Origin of the sequence: Paenilisteria portnoyi (assembly GCF_014322795.1) — a bacterium.
GTDB lineage: Bacteria > Bacillota > Bacilli > Lactobacillales > Listeriaceae > Listeria_A > Listeria_A portnoyi.
The window spans coordinates 57122-68486 of the sequence record NZ_JAASTT010000019.1 but is presented as its reverse complement, the minus strand read 5'-3'; the positions used below and the strand labels follow the sequence as shown (position 1 = coordinate 68486).

The window sequence follows — 11365 nt, the reverse complement described above, 5'->3', positions numbered from 1 at the left end:
CTAAAAGCCCAATTTGCGGAGTATAGTAAACAGAATCCGGATCAGGAGTTTACATACGAGCAATATCAATCGGCGGTGTCGGGTTCGCGGGCGTTTGAGTACGATTCGATTCGAGATGGGCAACAGAATCTCGAATTATGGCGAGATATCGGAGCAGCGATTGTGATTATCGGCGTGAGCATTGTGTGTCCACCCGCAGGATTGGCACTTGGCATTGCATATGGTACACTGGAATTGAGCAGCGCGGCGACCGGAAAAGACTGGATGACTGGGCGCGAAATGGATGGCACCGAACGCGCGACACGTGGTGCGTTTGCGTTCTTGGATATCATTCCGGGCGTGAAAGGAATACGTGCGTTTAGTACGGCGACGAAGGCTGGTGGATTGGCGTTGGACGCTGCACAAGCTGGCAGTAAGTTGACGTTGCGACAAACGGCGAAGCAAGGATTATCCCATGTCGATGCGATGGGAAGACAGGCATTGCGTGAGAGTGCCGAGCGGATTCGGAATGCACCGAGAGTTATAAGTGATGTGGCGAGTTCAACTGCGAATGTAGCTAAAAATCAAATTAGAAATGGTGCAGGTAAGCTAGGTAAAGTAGCAGATTTTGGAGAGACAACTGCTAAGAACTTTTTTCAACCGCGCGTTGTAGCATCTCCTTTTGGTACCACACAAGTTGTAATGGGTGGCGCAGAAAATACACACAGATTTGAAAATGCTGCTAAAAGTATCTTAGGTAGTAGCGATGAGGTTGCTGAAGGGTTGGCAAAAAAAGCAAATGTAAAACCATCAAGCACATATCAGGAGCGTTTATCGCAAACACCTGTCAACAATGGGGAGTGGCTAGAGAAACGTGGCGAGTCTACTTTTGTTTCTGAACATAAAGAGGTCACTGATATATTGGAACCAAAAGGTTTGGATGGAATCAAGTATTCAGATGCAATTCCTGATTTTTCACCAGTATCTGTTGGTGAAGTCACAATTCCTAATATGTCAACTGAGAGAAGGATTAATTTTAGGGAGGCAGATGATCTTTTAGCTGAACAACTAGGAGTCACTAGAAAAGATATTGTTAAGATGAGGAAGGAACAAAAATTAACTTGGCATGAACTAAATGATATGCAAACGATGCAATTAGTACCAACTGTTATAAATGGGAAATTTGGTCATTTAGGTGGGGTAGCTGAAATCAAAAAATTATTAGGACTATAAGGAGTGTAAAAAATGGCTGATAATATTAATCATGAGGTTTTTGGGAATTTAGAGTTTGATTATGGTTGGGTGAAAAAAATAGAATTAGAATTATTTGGTGAAAAAAGAGTGCTGGAAGTTGTGATAGATGCAGATGACGATGCTGATTTTGAATCAGCTCAAGTAGAGTCATATAAAGAATTTTTCAAAGAGATTGATATGAGAGTAAAACAGGCGGAATGGGCAGCCTTTGACTTTTATCAAAAAGAGAGTCCTGACATAAGAGCTCAGTATGATAATGATGCAGATATAAATAGGTATGTCCCTGAAGTAACTAAAAAAGAGGAATTGTATAAGCTAGTTACACCGAAACAAATAATGTTTCCTATGGTTTTTGATGATGATGCAAGAGAAGCGGGCTTTCTCTGTGATTGTTCTTGGGAAATAGAGCATGGTTTAGGTATTAAATTTGAAAATGAGATAGTTACAGAAGTTGGCTTTCAAGATATATTGCTGTGATAAGACGACGGTGGAATGGTAACGCATTTTCGAACAAAATTTATAAGGTCTTAATTATTAAAACAACAAAGTACTCATTTATCCATTTTATTAAGTGAGAAAAGCCACCGAATCAGTCGTGAATCGGTGGGTTTTCGCTGTCTTCTTGTAGGTCTTTTTTGAGGAATTTGAGTTCGGCGACGATCATGACGGTGATGATGATGAGCAGGTACCAGCTGGTGATTTTGCCGAAGCCGACGAGTTGCCAGGTGATTTCTTGGTCGGGGTAATACCAAGCGCCGAAGAAGCTGGCGATGTTTTCTGCGACCCAGATGAAGAAGGCGATGAGTAGGAAGGACAGCGATAGCGGCATCCTCAGGCGTTTGTCGCCGACTGTGAACGATACGACGGTGCGCAGGAATAGGATGAGGACGGCGATGATGAGTATGTAGCGCAGGTCCCAGATGTAATGGTGGGTGAAAAAGTTGAGATAAATCGCGGCGCAGAGCGTGATGACGTAGCTGCTTTTGGGCCAATTTTTGACGGTGAGGTCGAAGCGTTTCCATGCTTGGCAGATGTAGCTGGCGACGCTTGAGTACATGAAGCCGCTGTAAAGTGGGACGCCGAGAATTTTTGTGTAGGCGTCTTCGGGATAAGCCCACGAACCCATATGGATTTTGTAGATTTCGAGCACGAGTCCGATAACGTGAAAAAGCATGATGACTTTGAGTTCATCCCATGTTTCAAGGCCGAATTTGATTAAAAGTAGTTGGGCGATGATGCAGATGATGAGCAGTAAATCGTATCTTGGAATGAAGGGAATGTCGATGTATTTGGAAAAGGCGAGCGAGAGAAAAATGATGGCTGGGAAGATGCAACAGAGTATTTGTGTCCAGGTGAATTGCCAGAGTAGGGATAGGAAACGCATGTGGTACCTCCTGAGGGATGCTTATTTGTAGTTTCTATTTTGAAATGGGGTATCGCTTTGGAAAAGTTTTTTTTGCGTGCCGATGGTTTGTAAAAGTTGCCGAATGCGCAGGTTGTCGTCGCGTAACATGGCCTCGATTTCAGTTTTGCAATGAGGGATGCAGGCTGTGAGATAGTGGTCGGCGGTTTTGGTCGCGGCATAGGCATTTCCCTGATGGATGAGTTCGGCGAAAATCGCGGTCGTAATTTGAGGTGTGTCAGTCGGTGTGAGGAGGTAACGCTCGTAATGGCTAGCGTCCATAACTGCGTGAATGCCGCCGAGTGGACCTTTGTCTAGGAATGGTTCTTTGTCTGAAAAAACGGTGGTATCGGCGTCTGGAAACAAGGAATCGATGCTTGCGAACAGGCGCTGGTTAGTGACGATGAATACATGATCGACAAGTGGGCGCATTTTATCGGCGGTTTGTTCTACCCATGTTTGCGAGTCGGGTGTCTCTTTGTACAGCGCTTTATCTTCGCCGAAACGTCGGGAATTTCCACCGGCGAGAATGATTCCTGCGATTGTTTTAGTTTTTGACAAGGCGACCATCCTTTATTTTCAAAATTTCTCCTGTGAGCGATTCGGCTTCTTGGTGATAATGAGTCACAAAAATGACGGGAATGTCGAAATCGCGCGCCATTTGGCCAACTAGCTCGATGCAGATGTTGCGTGTGTCTTCGTCAAGACCGTTGAATGGTTCGTCTAAAAGAAGTAGGTTTGGATTGATAATCATCGCTCGCGCCATGGCTACGCGTTGTTTTTCGCCGCCAGATAATTTCTGAACGGAGGAAAAAAGGAGATGGGAAATCTGCAAGTAATCGCTTATTTTGCGGACTTGTTGTTTGATTTCGGCGCGATTTTTCTTGTTGACGGTTAGACCGAAAGCGATATTTTGAAAGACGTTCATATTTGGGAAAAGGGCTAGGTTTTGGAATAGGTAGCCGACTTTGCGGGCGGCGGTTGGAACGGTGATATCGCTGTATGTATCGTCCCAAGCGGTGTTGTTAAATTCGATGATACCTTCGTCAATTTTTTTTAGGCCACTGATGCATTGGAAAAGGGTGGATTTGCCGGAGCCGCTCGCGCCCATAATCGCTGTGATTGGGGCGACGAAATCGTAGTTAATATCCAGGTCGTGAAAGGGTAGTTTCTTTTTGAATTTTAAGCGTAGTCCCATGGGTTACATTCCTCTCGTTAAGTTAGTTTGGCGGACGGTCAGGATGTGGATGACCATCAGCGCGAAAATACCAATGATGACGTTGATAAGGCCAAGATAAATGGCGGTGCGCATGTCGCCTTGTTGAACCATGAAATAAATGCTGGACGCGATGGTGTCGGTTTTGCCTTCGATGTAACCGGCGACCATAAGGCTAGCTCCGAATTCCCCCATTGCCCGGCAAAAACTCAGTAAAATCCCTGCTAAAATGGGTTGCCAGCAGTTTGGAAGAATGATTTTGACAAAGATAGTTCTGGCGTTTGCGGATAAGGTTTGCGCGGCCCAGACGAGGTCGTGATCGATGGAGAGGAACGCGCTTTTTAGGCCTTGGTACATGATTGGCAGGATGATAATCGTTGTGGCAATGATGGCGCCGGCGAGCGTGAAGATGAAGCTATAGTTGAAGTTGTTCCATAAAAAAGCGCCGATGAGATCATTTTTTCCGAACAGATTAAGTAGAATGAGACCGACAACGGTTGGCGGTAAAACGAGTGGTAGCAGGATGATGATCTCGATAATGAGTTGGAATCGGGACTTGCGGTTCGCGAAGTAGTAGCTGAGTGGGAGCATGGTGAGGAACGCGAGAATGGTAGACGCAAATGCGACTAAGAGTGAGTGCAGGACTGGTGTTAGCATGGAAAACCTCCGAATGTTATATGTATTTCGTTATGATTATGAATGCAAAGGACAGAGAATAACCATCTATTAGCTTTAGGCGAGGTAATAGATGGTCGTAAATGCCTATTCAATTAACTTGAGCTACCATCTTTATTGGCTCTCTTTTCGTATTTATTATAGCACTATTTGAAAATGCCGTCAAAGAAGATTCGTCGGTTGAAAATATAAAATATAGGGATTTTCCCGATGCGCGAAAAGGGGAGAAGTTGTATTATCAGATTAGATAGGAATTTTACTATTTTTCTTTGTGAATATAATAACAAAAATGAGGTGGTACATAGTGAGGAAAAAAGGTTTGCGGTTCTTTAAACGGACGGAGAAATTTAACGGAAACTGGACGGTGATGGAGGAGAAAAGCCGTGCTTGGGAGAAGATGTATCGAGATCGTTGGAGCCATGATAAAGTGGTTCGCACGACGCATGGTGTCAATTGTACGGGTTCGTGTAGTTGGCAGGTTTTCGTGAAAAACGGGATTATTACGTGGGAAAATCAGGCGACGGACTACCCGAGTTGTGGGCCGGATATGCCGGAATTTGAACCTCGTGGCTGTCCGCGTGGTGCGAGTTTTTCGTGGTATGAGTATAGTCCACTTCGTGTGAAATATCCGTATGTGCGCGGGAAATTGTGGCGTCTATGGCAAAATGCGTTGAAGCAGTATGGTGATCCGATTAAGGCTTGGGCGAGTATCGTGGAAGACCCTGAGAAGGCGGAGAGCTATAAGAGTGCGCGTGGTAAGGGTGGACAGATTCGTGTGTCGTGGCAGGAAGCGTATTATATGGTCGCGGCGATGCTGATTTATACGATTAAGAAATATGGACCGGATCGCTTGGCAGGGTTTACCCCGATTCCAGCGATGTCGATGATTAGTTATGCGGCTGGGTCGCGGTTTTTGACGCTGCTCGGTGGTGAAATGCTGAGTTTTTATGATTGGTATGCGGATTTACCGCCGGCTTCTCCGCAAATTTGGGGTGAGCAGACGGACGTGCCGGAGTCGAGTGACTGGTATAATGCGGGTTACATTATGATGTGGGGCTCGAATGTGCCGCTGACTCGGACGCCGGATGCGCATTTTATGACGGAGGTTCGTTATAAAGGGACGAAAGTTGTGGCGGTTGCTCCAGATTATGCGGAGAACGTGAAGTTTGCGGATAATTGGTTGGCGCCGAATCCTGGGACGGATGCTGCTCTTGCGCAAGCGATGACGCATGTTATTTTGAAGGAATTTTATGTGGAACGCGCGGAATCGCAGTTTATTGATTACGCGAAACAGTTTACGGATTTGCCGTTTTTACTATTGCTTGACGAGACGGATAAGGGCTTGACGCCGGGCCGTTTCTTGCGTGAGGATGATTTGCATGCGGGGCTTGAAAAGTTAGCGCACGCGGATTGGAAAACGTGTTTGATTGATGAGACGACGGGCGAGATTGTGGTTCCGAATGGGACGATGGGTCAACGTTGGGAAGAGGGCGTGAAGTGGAATCTGTCGCTTGAACGCGAGGATGGTTCTGTGATTGCGCCTGCGATGACGGTTGGCTTGGACCGGATTGATACGGTTGCGTTTCCTTATTTTGATAATACGGGGAATGGGATTTTTGAACGGGAATTGCCGGTTCGGGAAATTACGCTTGCAGATGGTTCGAAGCGCTTAGTGGCAACGGTCTATGATGTGATGTTGAGCCAGTATGGTGTGGCGCGGCATGATGAGGACAAGTTCGCTGCTCGTGGTTTGGATGATGCGGATAGCTTGTATACGCCGGCTTGGCAGGAACCGATTACGGGTGTGAAGGCGGATATCGTGACGCAGATCGCGCGTGAGTTTGCGCAGAATGCGATTGATACTGGTGGTCGTTCGATGATTATTATGGGCGCTGGGATTAATCACTGGTTTAATAGTGACACGATTTACCGCTCGATTTTGAACTTGGTAATTTTGACGGCGTCGCAAGGTGTGAACGGCGGAGGCTGGGCGCATTACGTTGGTCAGGAAAAATGTCGTCCGATTGAGGGCTGGCAAACGGTTGCTTTTGCGAAGGATTGGCAGGGCGCGGTGAGACAACAGAATGCGACGAGTTTCTGGTATTTTGCAACGGATCAATGGCGCTATGAAGAAATGGATACAGATGCTTTGAAATCTCCACTGGCGCAAAAAGCGAGCTATAAGCACCCAGCGGATTACAATGTGTTGGCGGCGCGACTTGGTTGGTTGCCTTCGTATCCGCAGTTTAACAAGAATAGTTTGCTGTTCGCGGCGGAAAATAAGGACAAATCGGATGCGGAAATCGTGTCGGGGATTGTCGATGATTTGAAATCGGAGAAATTGCAGTTTGCAGTGGAAGATCCGGGTAATCCTGTGAATTTCCCGCGTGGTCTTTTTGTATGGCGCTCGAACCTTGTTTCGTCTAGTGGAAAAGGGCAGGAGTATTTCATGAAGCATTTGTTTGGAACGACGAATAATTTGTTGTCGACGCCAAATGATGAGTTTAAGCCAGAGGAAATGGTTTGGCGTGATGAGGAAGCAGAAGGGAAGCTGGACTTGATGGTGACGCTTGATTTCCGGATGACGGCGACGCCAATTTATTCGGATGTCGTGCTTCCTGCTGCGACGTGGTATGAGAAGACGGATATTTCGAGTACGGATATGCATCCTTTTGTGCATCCATTTAACCCGGCGATTAGTCCGCTTTGGGAGTCGAAATCGGATTGGAATATTTTCAAGGATTTGAGTCAGACGTTTTCTGAGATGGCGAAGGATCACTTGCATGAGGTGCAGCGCGACGTGATTATGTTGCCGCTGAATCATGATACGCAAATGGAGATTTCGCAGCCTTATGGTGAGATTAAGGACTGGAAAAAAGGCGAAGTTGAGGCGATCCCAGGCAAAACGATGCCACATTTCCAATTTGTTGAGCGGGATTATACGCAAATTTACGATAAGTTTATTACGCTTGGCCCGAATGTTGGGACTGGCAAGGTTGGCGCGCATGGGACACAATTCCCAGTGAGTGGCGAATATGAAGAAGTGAAGAGTATCAACGGAATTTATGAGGATGATACAATTAAAAATGGGATGCCGATTATGGAGTCGGAACGACAAGCGGCGAATGCGATTTTGCATATTTCTAGTGCGACGAACGGGAAAGTAGCAGTTCGAGCTTGGGAAGTGGCAGAGGAAGCGACGGGAATGGAGCTTAGTCATTTAGCGAAGCCACGTGAGGCGGAGCGGATTACGTTCCAAGGCATTACGGCACAACCACGTGAAGTTATTCCGACGCCGGTGTTTACGGGCTCGAATACGGATGGCAAGCGTTATTCGCCATTTACGACGAATATTGAGCATTTAGTTCCATTCAGGACGCTTACTGGACGCCAGCATTTTTACATTGATCATGAGATGTTTTTACAATACGGGGAAGCTTTGCCGGTGTACAAGCCGACATTGCCACCGCAAGTTTTTGCACCTCGTGATAAGGAGATTGTGGAGACGCCGGATACGATTGTGTTGCGCTATTTGACGCCACACGGTAAGTGGAATATTCACAGTATGTACCAAGATAATCAGCATATGTTGACTCTTTTCCGCGGTGGTCCGAACGTGTGGATTAACCATGAAGACGCCGAAGCTGGCAAAATTAAAGATAATGACTGGCTCGAAGTTTATAACCGAAATGGTGTGGTGACGGCTCGTGCAGTCGTTAGTCACAGAATGCCAAAAGGGACGATGTACATGTATCACGCGCAAGACCGTCACATCAACGTTCCAGGGACTTCGATTACTGGAACACGCGGTGGTAGTCACAATGCGCCGACGAAAATCCACGTGAAACCAACGCAAATGGTCGGTGGATATGCACAACTTAGCTATGGTTTTAACTATTATGGACCAATTGGAAATCAGCGCGATCTCTATGTTGCTGTCCGGAAACTAAACGAGGTGAATTGGCTTGAAGATTAAAGCACAAGTAGGAATGGTTATGAATTTAGATAAATGCATCGGTTGCCATACGTGTAGTGTGACGTGTAAAAATACGTGGACAAACCGCCCTGGTGCTGAGTATATCTGGTTTAATAATGTCGAAACGAAGCCAGGTATTGGCTATCCAAAACAATGGGAAGACCAAGAACGATATAAAGGTGGCTGGAAACTGAGAAAAGGAAAATTGGAACTTGCGGCTGGTTCGAAGTGGAACAAAGTTATGCTTGGAAAAATTTTCTACAACCCGGATATGCCAGAGTTGAAGGATTATTATGAGCCGTGGACATACAATTACGATACGTTATTCACGCCGAAAGAGAAGAAAAATCAACCGGTGGCGCGTCCGAAATCCGTTATTACAGGTAAAAACATGGAAATCGAATGGGGTCCAAACTGGGAAGATGATTTGGCGGGGGCACCAACAACCATGCCACTCGATCCGAACATGAAAAACATCGAAACGGAGATTAAAACAAATTTTGAGACAGCGTTTATGATGTACTTGCCTCGTTTGTGTGAGCATTGTTTGAATCCTTCTTGTGTGGCCTCGTGTCCGAGTGGCGCGATGTATAAACGCGATGAGGACGGGATTGTGCTTGTCGATCAAGAAGCGTGTCGCGGATGGCGTTATTGCATGACTGGTTGCCCATACAAAAAAGTGTACTTCAACTGGAAAACGAATAAGGCGGAGAAGTGTACGTTCTGTTTCCCGCGTATCGAGGCAGGTTTGCCAACGGTTTGTTCGGAAACGTGTACAGGTCGGATTCGCTATCTTGGTGTGATGCTTTATGATGCGGACGGCGTGAAAGAAGCGGCTTCTGTGGAGGACGAAAAAGAGTTGTATGAGAAACAACTTGACTTGTTCCTTGATCCACATGATCCGGCCGTGATTGAGCAGGCGCGTAAAGATGGTATTAAAGAAGATTGGATTAAGGCAGCGCAGAATTCACCTGTTTACAAAATGGCGAAGGAATACAAAATTGCGTTCCCATTACATCCAGAATACCGCACAATGCCAATGGTTTGGTACGTGCCACCACTTTCGCCAATCATGAACTATTTTGAAGGAAAAGATTCGATTAATAATCCGGATATGATTTTCCCAGCGATTGATGAAATGCGGATTCCTGTTGATTATTTGGCAAGTTTGCTGACGGCAGGAAATACGGATGTTATCAAGACGTCGCTACAAAAAATGGCGATGATGCGGACGTACATGCGCGCGGTGAGTTCTGGTAAAGATTTTGATACGAAAAAATTGGAACGAATCGGGATGACGGAGCAGGAAGTGAAGAAGATGTATCGTTTGCTTGCGATTGCGAAATATGAGGATCGTTTTGTGATCCCGGCGAGTCATAAAGAGGATTACATTGACACGTATAGAGCGCAAGGTTCGTCTGGTTTTTCTGAGGATGTTTGTGGCGGTTGTAGTTTGGCGGATCAGATTAATAAGCCAGATGTGACGAATACGCCGATGCCGATGGGAAATAGTACACAGCAGCCTTCAAAATCAACGCAGGACATGTATGAAGAAAGTTTCTATGGGGGGATTTGGCGTGATTAATTATGCCTTGCTAGACGAGAAACGTGCTGTTTTTGGCGCTATTTCGGCAGTACTGTCGTATCCTGAAAAACGCTTTATGAATGACCGGTTTCTGCATGAAGAAACATTTTCGAATCCTAAAACGCTGGAATTAATCTCGGCGTTTTGGGAGGAGATTTCTGCACTGACGTTTGGCGAAATTACGGAAACATATGTGGACACGTTTGATTTTAATAAAAAGACGACGCTTTATATGACATTTTACAAATTTGAAGATGCGCGGGAACGCGGGCAGATGTTGGCGAAATTGAAAGTGCTTTATGAGATGTTCGGTTTGTTGCCAGATGATGCGGAGTTGACGGATTATTTGCCACTGATGTTGGAATTTATTGATGCTGGTGACTGGTATATGGACGATCGAGCAGGAGATAGCATTGAGCTTTTGGTTGGCGTGATTGAAGATGGCTCGTATCACTTGCTTCAGGCGCTTGAAGAGGCTGGGAACCCGTATCGCTTTGTGATTGAGGCGATGCGGAATGAGCTGCGCGTTTGCGTGAAACAGGGAGAGGAGAAGCAGCATGTGGAATAATTTTTTATGGGTTGTTTTGCCCTATCTTGTTTTGGCGAGCTTTGTGTTTGGCCATATTTTCCGCTATCGGTATGACCATTTTACGGTGACCTCGAAGTCTTCGGAAATGATTGAGAAAAAGCAATTGATGGTCGGTAGTATTTTGTTCCATCTGGGGATTATTTTCGTAGTTGGTGGGCATTTTATCGGCTTGGTCATTCCGAAAACGTGGACGACTTCGATTGGGATAAGCGAGCATATGTATCATATTGTAGCCGTTGGAATTGGTAGCGTGTTTGGTGTTATGGCGTTTGTAGGGATGTTCCTATTGACGTTCCGACGCCTGTCAAATGATCGTGTGCGGATGACGAGCTCGATTATGGATATTATCGTGAATCTGGCGTTGCTTGTGACATTGTTTTTAGGAATGGCGAGTACATTGTTTGCGAATCCAGCGAATCCTGGTTTTGATTACCGTGAAACGATTTCGATTTGGTTCAGACAGCTATTCGTATTCCAACCGGATGCGAGCTTGATGGCGAGCGTGCCGTTGTTTTTCCAACTGCATATTATATGTGCCTTCATCATCTTCGCGCTGTTTCCGTATACACGATTGGTGCATGCGTGGAGCGTACCATTAACGTATTTGAAACGTAGTTATATTATTTATCGACGTTAAAAGGGTGGAAGGTCGTTGGAAATAAATCCAAAGACGCCAAACAAGACACCTT

Annotated in this window: 10 protein-coding genes; 6 read left to right on the top strand and 4 right to left on the bottom strand. The window is 45.8% G+C overall.

The window, feature by feature from the left end; all coding sequences use genetic code 11:
* Nucleotides 1-1212 (top strand): HNH endonuclease (locus tag HCJ66_RS12495; RefSeq protein ID WP_187133436.1); only part of this gene is annotated, 1212 nt, incomplete at its 5' end.
* Between the two features lie 12 nt (nucleotides 1213-1224).
* Nucleotides 1225-1710: a DUF6985 domain-containing protein gene (locus tag HCJ66_RS12490; RefSeq protein ID WP_187133435.1), complete on the top strand. Its 486-nt coding sequence runs from the start codon at nucleotides 1225-1227 to the stop codon at nucleotides 1708-1710.
* A gap of 112 nt (nucleotides 1711-1822) precedes the next feature.
* On the opposite strand, the gene HCJ66_RS12485 is transcribed toward HCJ66_RS12490, so the two are convergent.
* Genes HCJ66_RS12485 through HCJ66_RS12470 form a run of 4 tightly spaced genes read right to left on the bottom strand, consistent with a single transcriptional unit; the run spans nucleotide 1823 to nucleotide 4508 of the window.
* Nucleotides 1823-2617: a DUF817 domain-containing protein gene (locus tag HCJ66_RS12485; protein ID WP_187133434.1), complete on the bottom strand. Its 795-nt coding sequence runs from the start codon at nucleotides 2615-2617 to the stop codon at nucleotides 1823-1825.
* 21 nt (nucleotides 2618-2638) lie between these two features.
* Nucleotides 2639-3196 (bottom strand): molybdenum cofactor guanylyltransferase, encoded by a 558-nt coding sequence (locus tag HCJ66_RS12480; RefSeq protein ID WP_187133433.1) that lies wholly within the window; start codon nucleotides 3194-3196, stop codon nucleotides 2639-2641.
* Nucleotides 3183-3833, bottom strand: coding sequence for an ATP-binding cassette domain-containing protein (locus HCJ66_RS12475; RefSeq protein WP_187133432.1), 651 nt, complete (start codon nucleotides 3831-3833; stop codon nucleotides 3183-3185). The genes HCJ66_RS12480 and HCJ66_RS12475 overlap by 14 nt, the downstream gene beginning before the upstream one ends.
* A 3-nt stretch (nucleotides 3834-3836) precedes the next feature.
* The gene (locus tag HCJ66_RS12470) at nucleotides 3837-4508 is read right to left on the bottom strand and encodes a molybdate ABC transporter permease subunit (RefSeq protein ID WP_187133431.1); all 672 of its coding nucleotides are present in this window, start codon (nucleotides 4506-4508) and stop codon (nucleotides 3837-3839) included.
* 319 nt (nucleotides 4509-4827) lie between these two features.
* Here HCJ66_RS12470 and HCJ66_RS12465 point away from each other — a divergent pair, with 319 nt between their 5' ends.
* Genes HCJ66_RS12465 through narI form a run of 4 tightly spaced genes read left to right on the top strand, consistent with a single transcriptional unit; the run spans nucleotide 4828 to nucleotide 11313 of the window.
* Nucleotides 4828-8502: a nitrate reductase subunit alpha gene (locus HCJ66_RS12465; RefSeq protein ID WP_425489663.1), complete on the top strand. Its 3675-nt coding sequence runs from the start codon at nucleotides 4828-4830 to the stop codon at nucleotides 8500-8502.
* Nucleotides 8492-10087 (top strand): nitrate reductase subunit beta, encoded by a 1596-nt coding sequence (narH, locus tag HCJ66_RS12460; protein WP_187133429.1) that lies wholly within the window; start codon nucleotides 8492-8494, stop codon nucleotides 10085-10087. Before HCJ66_RS12465 ends, narH begins: the two co-directional genes overlap by 11 nt.
* Nucleotides 10080-10655, top strand: coding sequence for a nitrate reductase molybdenum cofactor assembly chaperone (narJ, locus tag HCJ66_RS12455; protein ID WP_343069008.1), 576 nt, complete (start codon nucleotides 10080-10082; stop codon nucleotides 10653-10655). Before narH ends, narJ begins: the two co-directional genes overlap by 8 nt.
* Nucleotides 10645-11313 carry a respiratory nitrate reductase subunit gamma gene (narI, locus tag HCJ66_RS12450; RefSeq protein WP_187133428.1) on the top strand — a complete coding sequence of 223 codons (669 nt, stop codon included), beginning with the start codon at nucleotides 10645-10647 and terminating at the stop codon, nucleotides 11311-11313. The genes narJ and narI overlap by 11 nt, the downstream gene beginning before the upstream one ends.
* Nucleotides 11314-11365 lie beyond the last annotated feature (52 nt).